This window comes from Apibacter adventoris, from assembly GCF_002964975.1.
Classification (GTDB): Bacteria; Bacteroidota; Bacteroidia; order Flavobacteriales; family Weeksellaceae; genus Apibacter; species Apibacter adventoris.
The window spans coordinates 90,054-107,675 of the sequence record NZ_PSZM01000045.1 but is presented as its reverse complement, the minus strand read 5'-3'; the positions used below and the strand labels follow the sequence as shown (position 1 = coordinate 107,675).

Below are 17,622 nucleotides of genomic sequence, written 5' to 3'. Positions count from 1 at the left end.
CTTTTGTAAAATTGAAGAAAATTCATATTTGTTTACTGCTTATATTTATATTTATTTTTGGAAATAATATATTATTAGCACAGGAAAATAAAGAAGAGCAAGGGTTGACCCTAGATGATCCTGTTAAATATGAAGCATATTATGATTATAAAACAGGAACTTATATTTTGTATCCTAAAGTAGGCGGGGTAGTGGTAGGAACCCCTATAACTATGACAGCAGATGACTATACAAAATATGTGTTACAAAAAAAATTTGATGAATATTACAGAGAAAAATCCAGATTACAAGAAGAAACAAATAAGAAAAAATCAGATGCTACTAAAGAAAATAAAAGTTTTATTCCTGGTGTAACAATAAATTCAAAAGTTTTTGAAAAAATTTTTGGAGGGAATAGAATCGAAATGAAACCTTCTGGGTTTGCTTCATTTGATTTAGGTATTTTATATCAGAAAATTGATAATCCGCAAATTTTACCTCAAAATAGAAAAAACTTTACCATAGATTTACGTCAGAGAATACAGATGAGCCTTATGGGAAGTGTTGGAAAAAATATTCAGCTAGGGGTAAATTATGATACTCAAGCAGGTTTTGACTTTGAAAATAAAATTAAACTTGCTTGGAAACCTGGAGGAATAGATTTAAGCGGAGGTAACCAAGAGGCAACAGGAGGAGAAGATAATATAATAAAGAGTATTGAGTTTGGAAATGTTAGTATGCCACTAAGTACTAGTTTAATTACAGGAGCTCAATCTCTTTTTGGTATAAAAGGTGAATTTCAATTTGGAAAAACATATTTAACTACAGTCTTTTCAGAACAACAATCCGAAGCAAGGAATATTACTGTACAGGGTGGAGGAATTGTAAATACTTATAAATTAAAAGTTGCAGATTATGAAGATAATCAACATTATTTTCTTGCACACTATTTCAGAAATAATTATGATAATGCAGTAGAAAATTATCCGGTAATAAATTCTACTATCAATATAACACGGTTGGAAGTATGGAGGATAGATTTAGGAAACTCAAATCTACAGGATCAGCGGCCTATACTTGCTTTAAGAGATCTAGGTGAAGCAAAAGGATATACAACGCGACCGGACAATAATAATAAAGTAGATTTATCAAACCCAACATCTAAAAGTGTATATGCAGCAGTAGATGGCTTAGGTAACGTAGTAAGAGAATCATCGACTGTTTACAATGCAGTTAATGGAGTATCATTACCCAGTATAACTAGTACTACTTCTAATAATGAAGAAAATTATTTAAGTGGACAAAATTTTGCAGCCCATAAAAGAGTAAAAAAATTAGCAGAATCAGAATATTCTTTTAATTCCCAATTAGGGTATATATCTTTAAATCAGAAACTTAATAACGATCAATTACTTGCAGTTGCATTTCAATATACAGATTCCAAAACTCCCGGGACAATATATAAAGTTGGAGAATTTTCCAATGATAGATCTAATGTTTTAATAGTTAAGCTTTTAAAACCCAATGAAATAGTTTCCACCACTTCGCCAATGTGGGATTTAATGATGAAAAACATTTATTCTATCGAAGGATCTCAAATAAACTCTGAAGATTTTGTATTAAATGTAATGTATCAAGATCCCTCACAAGGAAAAATTAATTATTTACCAGATCCGAATGTAAAAGACAGATCATTAATACAAGTCCTAAACTGGGATAGATTAAATCAAAATAATGATGTCTCACCATCAGGTAAAGGAGATGGAATTTTTGACTTTGTAGATGGAATTACTATAAATCCGGAAAAAGGTAAATTAATATTTACAAAGGTAGAACCTTTTGGTGAGTATTTAGCAAGTAAATCTGTAGCTAATCAGTATATATTCAGAGATTTATATAAAAATTTAAAAAATAGTATTCAAGTAACTTCTAATCCCTTATCTGATAGATATATTATTGAAGGTAGGTTTAAAGGAACCATAGGTAACGGAATTTCCTTGGGAGCATTTAATGTACCCAAAGGGTCTGTAAAAGTAACAGCTAATGGACAGACTTTAATGGAAGGTGTAGATTATATAGTAGATTACCAAATGGGAATGGTGACTATTATTAATGAAACTTATAAAAGTTCAGGAGTACCTATCAATATAAGTCTTGAAAATCAGTTTGCTTTTAACATGCAGAAAAAAAGATTTATGGGTTTAAATGTAGAGCACAAATTTAGTGAAGAATTTGTGGTTGGGGCTACATTTTTAAATTATAAAGAAAGACCTTTAACCCAAAAAGTTCAATATGGGTCCGAACCGGTAAATAATTCAATGGTGGGGTTCAATATGATGTTAAATAAACAAGCTCCTTTTCTGACAAAGCTAGCAAACTGGATACCTGGAATAAAAACAGAGGCTGAATCCAATCTGAGTTTAAAGATAGAAGGAGCAGCTTTAATCCCAGGACAAAATAAAACGATTAATGATGAATCTTATATTGATGATTTCGAAACCACAGCTTCTAAAATAAGCTTAAAAGATCCCAATTATTGGGGGATTGCAAGTAGACCTGAGTTATATGGGGATTTTGATATTAAACCAGCAACAAATGATCCTTTGCAAAATGGCTATGGAAGAGGATTAACAAGTTGGTATAATATTGATCCACGTTTTTTTGGTATAGGAGGGGGAAAACCTTCAGGCATAGACAACAATACATTATCCCGTCACTTACAAAGAAGAGTAGAATATAAAGAATTATTTCCAAATAAAGATTATATTGCAGGAGAACAAGTATTTATGAATACTTTTGATGTATCTTTCTATCCTCAAGAAAGAGGACCTTATAACTTCAATGTAAATGAAAACTCACCTTCTTTCGAGATAAACAAGCGTTGGGGAGGGCTTATGAGACCTATTACAGTTACCAATTTTGTAGAGGCTAATATAGAATATTTAGAATTTTGGATGATGGACCCTTATGCAGATAGTTCTTCTCCTAGTTCCAATCCATTAGGTAATAATCCCGAATTGATTATTCAATTAGGAAATGTTTCAGAAGATGTATTAAAAGATGGGCAATTACTGTATGAAAATGGAATCACTGAGAATAAATCAGAATTGACCTCTACTATATGGGGATATCAACCTAAAAATTATCCCTTAGTATATGCCTTTGATACTGAGGGAGAAGCACGAAGAAAGCAAGATATAGGATATGATGGATTGTCTAGCATAGATGAAATTATGCATTTTGGATCCTATTTAAACATAAATGACTTACCTAATTTAGTAAATCCTATTACAGGAGAAACAGACCCTTCGGCAGATGATTTTGTATTTTATTTGAACAAAGGATGGGATTCAACCTCCAGTAAAGGTTCAATTATAGACCGTTACAAATATTATAGAAATTTGGAAGGTAATTCACCATCCAATTCATTAGATGCATCTTCGGCTGTACCTGATTCAGAAGATTTAAATAAAGATTATAACTTAGACGAAACAGAAAATTATAACCAATACCGATTATCTTTAACCAATACCGAATTACAAAACTCTACAAATTCATATATTGCTGATAGAAAAAAAGTAGAAGTATCTCTTCCCAATGGAAAAAAAGAAAATACGACCTGGTATTTAGTCAGAATTCCTGTTTCCAGTTTTGAAGCGGGTAAAGGTAAGACTGAAATTTTAAATAATGTACGATATATACGTATGTTGATGAGAGGGTTTACAAATACTGCTACCCTTCGTTTTGCAACTTTCGATTTAGTAAGAAGTGACTGGAGGAAATATGAAAGAAATATTTCTCCGTTACAAATCACGGGAAAGGATACCAATGAGGGAGGAACTCCCTTAACTCCTGTGAATAATATAGCATTAAGTGCAGTAAATTTAGAAGAAAATTCGACTTCAAATCCTCCTTATGTATTGCCTCCGGGAATTTCTAGAGAAATATTAGGAAATACTACAGGAACACAAATGCAGAATGAATCTTCTTTAAAATTAGAGATCACTGATTTAGATAATAAAGATCCGCGGGGTATTTATAAGAACATACATTTAGATATGAGAAGATATAAAAAAATGAAAATGTTTGTTCATGCTGAAAATCTTCAAAATCCATCAGATAATAAATTAGATGAAAACGCAAAATTTTTCATAAGAATAGGAAGTGATTTATCAGATAATTATTATGAATATGAAATACCTTTAAAATATACTTCCAATACAGCAAAATCACCTTTAGACATTTGGCCAATTGAGAATTTTGTAGAATTAGATCTTAAAGATTTAGTAGCTGCTAAAAATGAAAAAGATAAGCTCAATTCTTATAATAGTGATATTAGATATAGAAGTAATGTAACAGGAGATCCTAATAAAATTATTTATGTAAAAGGAAGACCTTCAATAGGAAATGTTTCTTCCATTATGATGGGGGTAAGAAATACAGATAATCTAACAGGAGCTAAAAAAAATATAATACTTTGGTTAAATGAATTACGTCTGACAGATATTGATAATGACGGTGGTTATGCAGCCAATGCAAGCATAAGTTTCAATTTAGCAGATTTTGCAGAGGTTACAGCTTCCGGAACCTATAAGTCAGTGGGTTTTGGAGCCTTAGATAGTAAACCTAGTGAAAGAAGTCAGGATGAGACTAAACAATACATGGTAAGTACTTCTGTAAATGTAGACAAAGTATTGCCAGAAAATTGGGGGATAAAAATTCCGGTAAGTGTAGGAATTTCAGAAACTTTCATAGATCCTAAGTATAATCCTTTAGATAATGATGTAAAATTTAAGAATGATCCGAGAAAAAATGAATTAAAAAAAATAGTTAGGACCTATTCCTCTCAAAAGAATTTTGCGGTAACTAATTTAAGAAAGGATAGAACAACCAATAAAAAACCTAGTTTTTATGATATAGAAAACTTATCTGTTTCTTTTGCTTATTCAGATGATTATTATAGAGATATTTATACTTCATATAGTATTAAACAAAATTTACAAGCCTCATTAGATTATAATTTTACTCCTAAGGGTAAATTTTATCAACCATTTAATGGTTGGCCTGCAGCACAAGATACGAGCAGATTTGCTAAGTATTTAAAACTACTTAAAGAAATTAACTTTAATCCAATACCTACAAAATTATCATTTAGAACAGAAATAGCCAGAACATATAATGAATTTCAATATAGAGATGTAGAAGCATATATAAATGGAAATCCGAGTAGTTATTTCCCTACCTATGCAAATAATTTCTTATTTGGATGGCAATATAATATAGGTTTTAATCTAACACGTTCTTTAAAACTTGATTTTACTACAGCAACTCGAACAATTTTGGATGATCCGGGAAATGGAATAGCAGATGATGGAATGATTTGGGACGGGCTTTTTAAATCAGGAAGACCCATAAATTATAATCAAAAGTTTCAGGCTAATTATAAAGTTCCTGTGCATTTTTTACCTTATATGGACTTTACGTCTGTGGAATTAGGATATACAGGGCAATATGATTGGCAGGCAAATTCAAACTCTTTAACCAATTATATAGATCCTAATACCCAATTAAGCAGAAGTTTAGGTAATACAGCTCAGAATTCCCAAACAATAACTGTTATTGGGAATGCAGATTTTAATAAACTATACAGTTACTTTACAGGATATAATAATTTTGAAGAAAGAAAACAAAAACGACAAAGAGAAATAGATTCCTTAAATCAAGCATACGAAGCTAATTTTACATTGAAAAAACCTAAAACGTTTAAAAAATATAACTTAAAGAACAAATTAAAACCTACCGATTATTTATGGATGGTTTTAGGAAGCATAAAAAGAGGTCAGGTTCAAGTAAATGAAAATAAAGGAACAATATTACCTGGATTTTTGCCCGAACCTAGTTTCTTTGGAGTAGGAAGTTATAGAGGCTCTTCTACTGGTCCTACTTTTGGGTTTCTCTTTGGTTCTCAATTTGATTTAAGAAATAAAGCTGTAACAGAAGGTTGGATTTCTACGGATGAATTAATGACAAGTCCTTATGTAAAAACTAATAATTCGCAATTAACGGCAAATCTTCAATTAGAACCAGTAGATCAATTACTGATTGATTTAAATATAATGAGAAATCATCAACAAACCCTTTCTCAATCAGGATTTAACTTAATAGATCCCATAACTAATCAGCGAAAAAATACATATGAAAATAGAACAGCCATGTTTAGTTCTACAGTAATATCTATTTCCACAGCTTTTAAATCAAAAGAATTTGTTTACAATAAAATGGTTCAAAATTCAAAAATTATATCAGAAAGGATAGCTATACGTCAAGGACAACCACTTATTGATGCAAATAATGACGGTTATATAGATGGTTATGGATTAACAAATTCAGAAGTATTAATTCCATCTTTTGTATCTGCTTTTACGGGGAAGAGTCCTGGAAGCCAAAAATTAGGTTATAAAAGAGGAATGCCTATACCAAATTGGAAAATTAGTTATGCAGGATTAAAAAATATTCCATTCATCAATTATTGGTTTAAAGATATCAGGATCAATCACGGTTACATATCCAACTATACTGTAAATGGAGTTCAGTCTAATCCGGATTATTTTGCACAAATCGATGGAGGATCAACTAATATGTTTGATGGTAATGGGAATCGCCTCAATTACAATAATTATGGAACTGTAGTGATGTCTGAAGGCTTTAGTCCGTTAATAGGAGCAGATGTTACCATGAGAAATAATATGCAAATTAGAATAGCATATAATAAAGATAGAGTATCTTCATTGGGGTTAACTAATTATACATTGCAAGAAGATTATGGAGATGAGGTAGTATTTGGACTTGGGTATATATTAAAAGATGTAAAATTAAAATTAAGATATAGAGGAGATTATAAAACTATAAAAGGCGATCTTAATATTAGAGGAGACGTATCAATCAGAGATAATAAAACTACAATACGAAGATTAGTAGAACTAGATTCCCAAGTAACTGGTGGGCAAAATTTAGTATCTGTAAAATTTTCTACAGACTATAACTTTAGCAAAAATTTTAATTTAAAATTCTTCTATGAACAAATGATTACAAAATATAAAATATCTACAGCTTATCCGCTTTCAACCATAAGAGCAGGATTAAGTGCTACATTTACTTTTGGAAATTAATTATATTTGTAGAGTAAAAAAAGAAATTATGGATATTCCAGTAAATTTATTGTATAGCACCGATCATGAATGGGTGAAGATAGAAGGTGATGTTGCTTATGTAGGAATTACAGATTATGCACAAAGAGAGTTAGGAGATATTGTATTTCTAGATGTTGAAACAGTAGGCGAAGATTTAAATTCTGGAGATATTTTTGGTAGCGTAGAAGCAGTAAAAACCGTTTCAGATCTTTTTTTGCCAATTAATGGAAAAATTTTAGAATTAAATCCTTTAGTTGCAACTTCTCCGGATTTGGTGAATACAGATCCTTATGGTAAAGGATGGATAGTTAAAGTTGAACTTAAAAATTTATCAACGACTCATTTATTAAATGCAGAAGAATATAAAAATCTGTTGGGATAAGTACAAATCAAAGATTAAATATTTATTTTTTGTTTATTTTATTATCCTAACATGGCTATTATTAAGAAAATCTGGAGGAGAAAATTATGTTGAAGTTTTTGGTATTAATTTGAAAACAATATATAATGATAAGATAGCTCATGCAAGTGCATTTTTATTATTAACTATTTTAGGTTTTTTATCATATATAAATGTTAGCCCCATAAAACTTATTTTTTTTATTACATTGTATGGTGTATTAATAGAAGTTTTGCAAGAATTTATGCATTTTGGGAGAACTTTTGAATTCTTCGATATTTTAGCAGATTTTACAGGTTCGGTATTAGGAGTCGTTGTATCCGGTTTTTTTATAAAAAAAGTGAAAATTAAACCTGATTAATCAAAAACAATTTTTTTGCATTGGAAGAATCTATAATTTTACAAATTTGATATTAGAATATGAAGAAGAAGCTAAAGATTCCAAAAATCAATTTAAAATATCAAACTTAAATAAATAAAAAGCTTTATTAGACTTTATTAATTCATTATAGAAATAAAAGATAAAATTAATTTCTTTTATATAAAAAAAACGTATATTAGCACATTGAGAATTTTATTATTCTTGTTTCTAATTTCATAAAACAAAATAGGTCTAAGTCTAGTTTATTTTCTCAAAAAAAACATATCAATTTTTTAATCTTTTATATGAACATTTTTATTTCAAACCTGAATTACAGGTTAACAAGTGATGACTTACAAGACTTATTTTCAAAGTACGGGGAAGTACAATCTGCTAAAATAATACAAGACAGAGAAACTGGGCGTTCCAGAGGATTTGGTTTTGTAGAGATGGCAGATGATGAAGCTAATAAAGCTATAGAAGAATTAAACCAGAAAGAATTTGATGGTAAAGTAATCAATGTATCTCAAGCTAGAGAAAGAGAAGAAAGACCTAGAAATAATTTTAGAAGAAATTATTAATAATTTTATAATTAAATTAGGTATAAGTAAAAAAGCTGAAGTTTAACTTCAGCTTTTTTACTTTAATTTAAATTATATTTAGAAAATAAATCATTTATAATTTAAGATCAATTCCCATATAATACATAGCAGGTATTGTTGGTGCATACACGTTAGATGTATCAAAATAAGAACCAAAAGGATTTTCAGCATCTATAATTGGATTTTTTTGTTTATAACTACCTAAATTTTCTACCCCTATATAAGCTCTTAACTTATCTGAGAAATGTCTTGAGATTTGTGCATTCATTAAAGCATAATTTGGGGAATAAAGTTTTCTTTGATATTCAACGGGATTATCATAAGTATCGGGCAATCTTTGCTCTCCAATATACTGTAAAGTAAAATCAAAAGTCCATTTTCTCTTTTTATCAGTTTCAGGAGTGGAGTAAGAAGCTGTAAATAATCCCCGGTTTTTAGCTGTAAATGGTACCTGTCTTTTGCCATCTGCATAATCAGCTTTAATATCATAATTCTTATAAGCGAGATGAAACTCTAAATTGGAAATAGGAAAAATGTCCCATACAACCTGAAAAGAATTGGAATAAGAATTTCCACCCATATTGTAAAACCATAATTCATGAGAAGATTTATTCAAATCAACCAAAACTTGTTTTTCAAAATCCGTTCTGTAGAAATCAACAGTAAAAGTATTCTTTATATTTCCAATTCTGAGATCTTGGATTAAACTGGCACCATAATTCCAGGCAATTTCAGGATCTAACCCATAAATATCACCTCCGTTAGATTTAATATGTACTTGTCTTGAAGAAGCAAAATACTGCATATTTTCAGCAAAAATATTAGCAGTTCGCATTCCCCTTCCAGCAGCAAGCCTTAAAGTAGTTTTAGGCAGAATGGAATATTTGATATTTAAACGAGGGAGAATCTGAGTTCCCACTAAGTTATGAATGTCTGTTCTTATACCAGCTACAATAGTTAAATTTTTAAAAGAAGTATTTGTATACTCTGCAAAAATACCAGGCACATTTTCTTTTCTTTTATAATTTGTATTTTCAAAATCCTCATTATAAGCATTATGTAGATAACTTGCTCCTATAGTGTATTTATGGTTAGTGTTTCCGATGATACTTTCAAAAAGTAAGTTGGTAAAAAACGAATTTTCGTTACCATTATATAGTCGTTGACCAAAATAACTGTCAATATTATGATGTATGAATTTAGTTTGTAAACCCATACTTTGATAAGGTTTATTTAAAAAAACGTATCCTGTTTTGTTCCATATCTCAAAATGAGTATTTTCAATTCCTAAGCCATAATAATTTTGAGTTAAACGATCGGTAGATTCTCTGAAATGTTTATTACCTCCGGTTTGTTTATCATACAAAGCCTGTATAGCAAAAATAGATCCCCATCCGTTCTTTTGTATTCCGTCATATCTTAAAATATTCATAGCATTTACCTGCTTGGAAAGAGGAATATCTAAAAAACCGTCATGATTCATATCTTCCTTGGATAATCTTCCATCCAAATGAACTAAAGAAGTATTGCTCCAGTTATTTTCTAATTGAGTTCCATTAACTAAATTAAATTCTAAACGAGCATTATCACTGGCATAAAAATTAAGATTAGTAAAATTCTTATCTTGAAATTTTACCAATTCCGTATTAATTTGTCCGGTTATAGCCTCATATCCGTTGTTTACAGTACTTCCTCCCTTAGTAAGTTGTATAGAATTAATCCAGGTACCGGGAAGGAAATTTATTCCGCTTGCAGATGTTAAGCCTCTTACTTCAGGCATATTTTCAACAGTTATAGAAGTATATTTCTGATCTAAACCTAACATTTTTATTTGCTTAGACCCGGTTACAGCATTATTGGTGGAAACATCTACGGTAGGATTGGTTTCAAAGCTTTCTGCCAGATTACAACATGCCGCTTTAAGTAATTCTGTTTTATTAATATTGTAAGTAAGGGCTGCTGAGTTTGCTTTAATTTTTACGGCCTGTGCTCTTTGCCTGATTATTACTTCTTCAATTTCTTTTACATTAGAATCTTTTTCAGGTTGGGGTTCCAAATAAATTTCGGCTATTTTATTTATATCATCAATTTTAATTTCCTGAGAAATAAACCCCTCTTTAGAGGCTATTATATTATAAAGTCCAGCGTGATACATTATTTCAAAATTTCCTAAACTATCTGTTAAAGTTTTCATTACAGGATGTTCCTTCCAAATAACTTCTGCTCCGTTAATTGGAATGATATTGCCACTTTCAGTAGCTGCTAGTAAACGACCTTTTAAAATTTGATGTTGAGAAAATACCAGAATTCCGGTAAATATTAATAAAAAAGTTAAATATATTTTCATCTTTATTTAAAATTTGAGTTATTAAAAAATTACAAGGTAATTTTTAGTTATTCAATAACTTGAATAACATAATAATAGATAAATTCATATAAGGTTTTTATATGAACAATCTTATAAAAATAAAAATGAAAAATTTAACAGTAATAGGTATAACGACAATAATATTGATATAGTTTTACCTTATCAGGAGGAGGTTTTGAATAAAGCTGCGGTATTTTTTTATCCTTTGTTAAAAAAGTATAATGTAAATCGAAATTAAATTCATTAAAAATTCCGTTAAAAGATAACAAAGAAATCTGTAAAGTTTTTTCAAAAGAGAAAAATGAATTATTATTATTAGATTTAATTAATACATCTTTACAACATTTATCTTTGCTAAATATAGGATAACTTTTTAAAGGAATAGAATTATTATAAAAATTAAATCTTTTAGTATTAATTGTATAGCCTATATTTTCTCCATTACACCAATTTTGGTAAATATGGATATTTTGATTCACTAATAGAATCAAAATAATTAAAAATATAGACAAACTTTTTTTCACATAACAAAAGTAAATAAATAATAAAAAACATTGTAAATATTTGAGAATCTATTTTTTATTTAACATATATGTAATTTTATATAGATACACAATATATCAAATAGTTTTAAAGAATTAAACAATAAAACTATAGACCTTAAAATAACATAAAGCTGAAAACAATAAAAGCTATAGAAATTAAATCCAATAATTTCATCAGTTTATATAGAAAACTTAATTCTTGTAAAAATAATTCAGTAAAATACTAAGAATTTAAATTTATAAATAAGTTATTAAAAAAAATAATATAAAAAAACTAAAAAGCATCATATAATTTAATCAGCTACGATTGATAAGCTTTATGAATTCATTTTGTCCTTTATCAGTTAAATATGGAAAAATAGAATATAAAAAAATTTCAGAATGTTTCTTTATATGATTATGTGTAATTCCTTTTTGAGAAATTTCAACTGAAGATAAATAAAAATCAAATAATATTTCCAAGCGTTTATATAGATATTCATATTCATTAGGAAGTTTTTCATTTTGTAAAATTTCTGCATCTAACAAACTATTATAAATTTGTAAAAATCTTTTTTTTCGGTTTTTAATAAGTCTTTTGTAATCATCAGAAATTTTTGGATTACTCCTGATTAAATACACAATATCTAAAAAAACAAAACGATAGGTATGAATATAAGTGAACACCTGATTCATTAATGTAAGGATAAAAGACAAATTAATCTCATCCGTATCTATTTTTTTAAAATCAGCACTGATATTAGTTGTTAACTGAAAATATAAAGTTTCTTCAATATCTTCTTTCTTTTTAAAATGATAAGTAAGGTTTCCCGGACTTATTGAAAGACATTTTGCGATTTTTCTTTGGCTTACTTTAGATATCCCGAATTCATTAAATAGTTGTAAACTTTTTTGTAATATTTTTTCTTTAGTATCCATCATAAAACAAAAATAAAAAAATTAGTACTAATGAACTAAATCTGTATAATTTTAGTACATTTGTACTAAAATGCAAATGAATGAAAGTAAAAAAAGAAATACCGTTTATATCTTCTTTGGCATTTCAAAGTCTGGATCATATAGATTTTAGTGATACATTTTCAATTACAAATCATAAAAATACTCTGAAAGAAATATCAATACTTATTTTTGGAACTTCTAAAAAATGGGTAAAAAAGTTATTTGATTTACGAAATTTTATTGTAAAAATAATAGGGATAAAAGAACAAAAACCTAAAGATTATAATAATGAATTTAAAGTAGGAGGATATATAGGTTTATTCAAAATTTATGATATTTCAAAAGATGAAATAATATTAGGGTTAAACGATTCTCATTTGAATTTTCGTGTTAGTGTTTATAATAATAAAAATATTAAGTATAATATAAAAATTACAACTTTAGTTAAATATAATAATACTAAGGGGAAAATATATATGAAATTGATTAAACCTTTTCATGAATGCGTAATAAAAAGCATGGTTAAACAAGCCTATAGTAAACCATAAGCAAACAATAATCTAGGGCAAAATAAGCTTAAAAGATATAAAATAATTTATAAATCCTTTATTAATTATTTATAAAGAAATCATAGTTGGATAATAATAAGAAAGATAACTGTGAAAAAGAGAAATTAGAATTGTTTCAGTTTTGTTTTCATATAACTATCTTTTAATAAGATATCAATATATTAAAACTAAAATTTTTTTCTATACAAAAAATACTTAGAAAATTAAAATATCAGAAATTATTAGTCTAAGTATAAACGTAAGGTAAAAATATGATTAAACAAAAAAATTAAAATTCCTATCTTTGAATTTGGTATGAAAGATTTATTTGAAGATTTAAACGAAGTTCAAAAGCAGGCGGTCAGTACAACCGAAGGACCTTTAATGATAATAGCTGGAGCCGGTTCTGGAAAAACAAGAGTGTTAACTTACCGTATAGCACATTTAATAGATAAAGGAATCGATTCATTTAACATTTTGGCTCTTACTTTTACCAATAAGGCGGCAAGAGAAATGAAAGAAAGAATTTCTTCATTGATAGGAGGAACAGAAGCTAAAAATTTATGGATGGGAACCTTCCACTCCGTTTTTGCAAGGATTCTTCGTGCAGAAGCACAAAAATTAGGATTTCCTAGTAACTTTACAATATATGATACCCAGGATAGTGTTAATGTTATCAAGAAAGTAATTGCTGAAATGCAGTTAGATACAGATATATATAAACCTAAACAAGTATTAGGAAGAATATCTACCTATAAAAATAATTTAATTACAGTTCGTTCTTATTTTAATAATCCAGAATTGATTGAAGCTGATGCTTCAGCAATGCGTCCTAAAACCGGAGAAATTTATAGAGCATATGTAGAAAGATGTTTTAAATCGGGGGCGATGGATTTTGATGATTTATTATTAAGAACCAATGAATTACTAACACGTTTTCCTGAAGTTTTGGCTAAGTATCAGGATCGATTTCGGTATATTATGGTAGATGAGTATCAAGACACAAATCATTCTCAGTATTTGATTGTAAAAGCATTAGCTTCACGATTTGAAAATATATGTGTAGTAGGAGATGATGCACAATCCATTTATGCTTTTAGAGGAGCGAATATAAAAAATATACTAAATTTTAAAAAAGACTATTCGGATGCAAAAGTCATTCCATTAGAACAAAATTATCGTTCAACCCAAATTATAGTAGAAGCGGCAAATACCGTAATTTCGCAAAATAAAGAACAATTAGATAAAAATGTATGGACAAGTAATCCACCCGGCGATAAAATTCCGGTATATAGAGCTCTTTCAGATGCAGATGAAGCCAATTATGTAGCAGCAGAAATTTTTAATCTTAAAGTATCACAACAAAAAAAGAATAAAAATTTTGCGGTTTTATATAGGACAAATGCCCAATCACGAGCAATAGAAGAAGCATTAAGAAAAAAAAATATAGGTTATAAAGTATACGGAGGTTTATCTTTTTATCAAAGAAAAGAAATTAAAGATTTATTAGCATATTTAAGAATATTGGTCAACCCCAAAGACCAGGAAGCACTTTTACGTATTATTAATTATCCGACAAGAGGAATAGGGGATACTACTGTAAATAAATTAATTGTAGGAGCAGATAAATTAGGAAAATCTTTAGATGAATTATTAGAAAACTTAGAACTGTACTTTCCATCTTTGGGATTAAATAAAGCTGCTTTTGATAAATTAATAAATTTCTGGACAATGATTCAGAGTTTTCAAGTTTTACTCAAAACTGAAGATGTTTATGAAGTAGCTATGAAAGTAGCAGTAACCTCAGGTATATTAAGGTCATTAAAAGAAGATGATACGCCAGAAGGAATTTCCAGAGTAGAAAATATTCAGGAATTAATGAATAGCTTACAAGGTTTTGTAGAAGAGCAAAAACAATTAGATGAAGGTGATCCTAGCTTAAATCATTTTTTGGAGAACATTGCTTTGGCTTCGGATTTGGATTCAGGTGAAGAAGAGGATGACAAAGTATCTTTAATGACTATCCATTTAGCGAAAGGATTAGAATTTCCTGTAGTGTTTCTTGTAGGGCTGGAAGAAAATTTATTTCCTTCACAAATGTCTATGAATACAAGACAAGAGCTAGAAGAAGAAAGAAGACTATTTTATGTAGCATTGACCAGAGCTGAAGAAAAAGCCTATTTTACTTATGCAATTACTCGATTTCGTTGGGGGAAAATTGTAGATGGAGAACCTAGTAGATTTATGGAAGAAGTAGGCGAAAAATATATGGAAGTTCTTAACGTAAATTTTGTTAATTCATTTAAAAATAATACAGGTCTCGATTCTGATATATTTGATGATGATTTTACACCGAGAAATAGAAAATCTTTGAAACCAGCAGATTCTTCTACTAGTGGAATAAGTAATTCGCCTAAAAAATTAAAACCTATTTCAAATGCAACAATAGCCAATCCTATAGAAGGATCTATTTCAGCTTTAAATGTTGGTAATCAAGTTTTGCATGATCGTTTTGGAAGAGGTGAAGTTATTTCCATAGAAGGCGATCCTGATAATGCTAAAGCAGTAATTAAATTTGAGAATGAAGGAGAAAAAAAGCTTTTATTAAAATTTGCTAAACTAAAAGTTTTATAACGATAAATTTTATTTAAAGAGAATTTAAAACATTAAAAAACATAAAAATGTGAATAATATTTAATCAAAAAAATAAAGTATATTGATTTTTTAATATATTTACTTATTGTGAATACAGAGAATCTAGAAAAATTAGAAAAAATTTTAAGCATAACAGGAGAAAGAAACCTTTTGTTAAATTTAATAAAATATGGGCGAAGAGGTTTTGATAATTCCATTGAGTTTATTGATTTTCTAACAGAAGCAATAGAGACTAATCCCATAGTAAAAGAGAAATTATTAGAGCAATTAAATCCTATTTTCTGCAACATTTATATGCAGAAATTTATGACTGATCTAGGTATTTTTTCAGATGATAAATTAGTCACATTGTTCTTTCGTCAAATATGGAATAATTTATTACCCCAAATATCCGATGATCAAACCTTGTTGTCTCTTTCTAATGAAGTATTATATTCAAAAGCCAATCATAACTTTGTAAAAATAATCCCCGTTGACCGATGGTTTAAATTTTATGAAGCCTTATTTAATACTGATATAATAATATGTAACAAAGAATATGTAAAAAAACAAATAAGAGAAGGAGCTCTTATATTGATAGATAGGATAGTAGGAGGAGCAGTAGATGCTGAAATTTTTAAAATGAGTTATATAAAAAATATAGAAGATACTCCTTTCCAAAAATTAGCCAAAAGTTTGATAGGTGTACTTCAAAATCATGAATTTATAGATGCTCAAAAAATAAAATCACTGGAAAATGAAGTTAAAAATTGCCAGATTTATTTAGATAACATTCTTAATCAAAAAGAAAAAAAAGGAATTTCTTTAAGAATTACTATTAAAATAACCAGAATCAGACAACAATTAGAAAGAATTTCAGTATTGTTAAATGCATTATATTTGTTAGATAGTAAAACTTTAGCCTATGCTATGGCTGATATAACAAAGAATTGGATAAATTTTTATTCACCTAAAAGTAATGTAACCAATTCTTTTCAAAGTACCCTTTATATTGTCACATTTTTAATTACATGGCATAATCGGCAAACAGGAAAAAAATATATAACCAGTACTCCGAAAGAGTATCTTAAAATGTTTTATTCCGCTGCAGGAGGAGGAAGTTTGGTGGCCATATTATGTTTTATAAAAACACAAATGGGAATGGGAGATCATACTCCTTTTGGACAAGCAGCCTTATACAGTTTCAATTATTCCTGGGGCTTTGTAACTATATATTTGATGCACTGGACTTTAGCGACAAAACAACCGGCGATGACTGCTGCTACTTTAGCTCATATATTAAATCAAGATGAAAAATCTTCAAATGATTATAAAGAATTTGGATTATTTTTTAGCAGATTATTCAGAAGTCAGTTTATATCCTTTATAGGAAATGTGTTAGCCGCTTTTATTGTAGGAATATTAATTTATTATTTTTTATCTTACTTTACAACTATTGAAATAATTAACAATCACAAAGCATCTGGTTTTAAAGATGAAGTGGTAAATTTAGATATTAAAATTTTCTGGTTCGGAGCTATAGCAGGAGTTTTCTTATTTTTGTCAGGATTAGTTTCGGGTATCACAGAAAACCATACCAAGTATCATAATATTCCGCAAAGGTTATACAATCATCCTGTAATTAAAAAATTTGTAAAAGAAAAAAAACGCAAAAAACTAGTACAATGGTATGAAAATAAAATAGGAGGAATTGCAGGGAATGTATTTTTAGGCTGTTGTTTAGGGTGTGCCTTTTTAATTGGAAATTTTTTAGGTATTCCTTTTGATATAAGACATATCACTTTTTCTGCCGGTAACTATGCACTTGCTCTATGTCATTTTAATTTTGATATTTCCTGGCAGAATTTAGCCGTAGGTTTTATAGGTATTTTTGGAATCGGGATATCAAATTTTTTAGTTAGTTTTTCTTTATCTTTATGGGTAGCTATGAAATCGGTTAATGTACCTACTAAAGAAATAAGTAAAATATTATATTCAGCATTCAAATTATTTCTTAAAAGACCTATGAGTTTTTTTATACCCATAAAATAAAAAG

General features: G+C 28.6%; 10 protein-coding genes. 7 read left to right on the top strand and 3 right to left on the bottom strand.

Annotated elements, in window-relative coordinates:
* The first annotated feature begins 11 nt into the window (after positions 1-11).
* The 4 genes from sov (at position 12) to C4S77_RS10100 (ending at position 8,511) form a co-directional block, all read left to right on the top strand.
* Positions 12-7,148, top strand: a complete 7,137-nt coding sequence (gene sov, locus C4S77_RS10115) for a T9SS outer membrane translocon Sov/SprA (protein WP_260209808.1) — start codon at positions 12-14, stop codon at positions 7,146-7,148.
* Positions 7,149-7,176: 28 nt separating this feature from the next.
* Positions 7,177-7,551: a glycine cleavage system protein GcvH gene (gcvH, locus tag C4S77_RS10110; protein WP_105247513.1), complete on the top strand. Its 375-nt coding sequence runs from the start codon at positions 7,177-7,179 to the stop codon at positions 7,549-7,551.
* Positions 7,520-7,930: a VanZ family protein gene (locus C4S77_RS10105; RefSeq protein ID WP_105247439.1), complete on the top strand. Its 411-nt coding sequence runs from the start codon at positions 7,520-7,522 to the stop codon at positions 7,928-7,930. Before gcvH ends, C4S77_RS10105 begins: the two co-directional genes overlap by 32 nt.
* Before the next feature lie 305 nt (positions 7,931-8,235).
* Positions 8,236-8,511, top strand: a complete 276-nt coding sequence (locus tag C4S77_RS10100) for an RNA recognition motif domain-containing protein (protein WP_105193488.1) — start codon at positions 8,236-8,238, stop codon at positions 8,509-8,511.
* A gap of 94 nt (positions 8,512-8,605) precedes the next feature.
* On the opposite strand, the gene C4S77_RS10095 is transcribed toward C4S77_RS10100, so the two are convergent.
* The 3 genes from C4S77_RS10095 to C4S77_RS10085 form a co-directional block, all read right to left on the bottom strand.
* Positions 8,606-10,879: a TonB-dependent receptor plug domain-containing protein gene (locus C4S77_RS10095; RefSeq protein WP_105247438.1), complete on the bottom strand. Its 2,274-nt coding sequence runs from the start codon at positions 10,877-10,879 to the stop codon at positions 8,606-8,608.
* Positions 10,880-11,013: 134 nt separating this feature from the next.
* Positions 11,014-11,424, bottom strand: coding sequence for an HYC_CC_PP family protein (locus tag C4S77_RS10090; protein WP_105247437.1), 411 nt, complete (start codon positions 11,422-11,424; stop codon positions 11,014-11,016).
* A gap of 318 nt (positions 11,425-11,742) precedes the next feature.
* Complete coding sequence (locus C4S77_RS10085; RefSeq protein WP_105247436.1) at positions 11,743-12,366, bottom strand: TetR/AcrR family transcriptional regulator; 624 nt, start codon at positions 12,364-12,366, stop codon at positions 11,743-11,745.
* A 77-nt stretch (positions 12,367-12,443) separates the two neighbouring features.
* Here C4S77_RS10085 and C4S77_RS10080 point away from each other — a divergent pair, with 77 nt between their 5' ends.
* The 3 genes from C4S77_RS10080 to C4S77_RS10070 all read left to right on the top strand — a co-directional run bounded on the left by C4S77_RS10080 (position 12,444) and on the right by C4S77_RS10070 (position 17,618).
* Positions 12,444-12,932: a DUF2867 domain-containing protein gene (locus C4S77_RS10080; protein WP_105247435.1), complete on the top strand. Its 489-nt coding sequence runs from the start codon at positions 12,444-12,446 to the stop codon at positions 12,930-12,932.
* A 315-nt stretch (positions 12,933-13,247) separates the two neighbouring features.
* Positions 13,248-15,566, top strand: coding sequence for an ATP-dependent helicase (locus tag C4S77_RS10075; RefSeq protein WP_105247434.1), 2,319 nt, complete (start codon positions 13,248-13,250; stop codon positions 15,564-15,566).
* A gap of 108 nt (positions 15,567-15,674) precedes the next feature.
* Complete coding sequence (locus C4S77_RS10070) at positions 15,675-17,618, top strand: site-specific recombinase Gcr (protein ID WP_181042869.1); 1,944 nt, start codon at positions 15,675-15,677, stop codon at positions 17,616-17,618.
* Positions 17,619-17,622 lie beyond the last annotated feature (4 nt).

Excerpts from the sequence above, each read along its gene's own strand:
- C4S77_RS10085 (WP_105247436.1), bottom strand. The coding sequence starts at position 12,366 with ATGATGGATACTAAAGAAAAAATATTACAAAAAAGTTTACAACTATTT.
- C4S77_RS10100 (WP_105193488.1), top strand. The coding sequence starts at position 8,236 with ATGAACATTTTTATTTCAAACCTGAATTACAGGTTAACAAGTGATGAC.
- C4S77_RS10075 (WP_105247434.1), top strand. The coding sequence starts at position 13,248 with ATGAAAGATTTATTTGAAGATTTAAACGAAGTTCAAAAGCAGGCGGTC.
- C4S77_RS10080 (WP_105247435.1), top strand. The coding sequence starts at position 12,444 with ATGAAAGTAAAAAAAGAAATACCGTTTATATCTTCTTTGGCATTTCAA.
- gcvH (WP_105247513.1), top strand. The coding sequence starts at position 7,177 with ATGGATATTCCAGTAAATTTATTGTATAGCACCGATCATGAATGGGTG.
- C4S77_RS10095 (WP_105247438.1), bottom strand. The coding sequence starts at position 10,879 with ATGAAAATATATTTAACTTTTTTATTAATATTTACCGGAATTCTGGTA.
- C4S77_RS10105 (WP_105247439.1), top strand. The coding sequence starts at position 7,520 with ATGCAGAAGAATATAAAAATCTGTTGGGATAAGTACAAATCAAAGATT.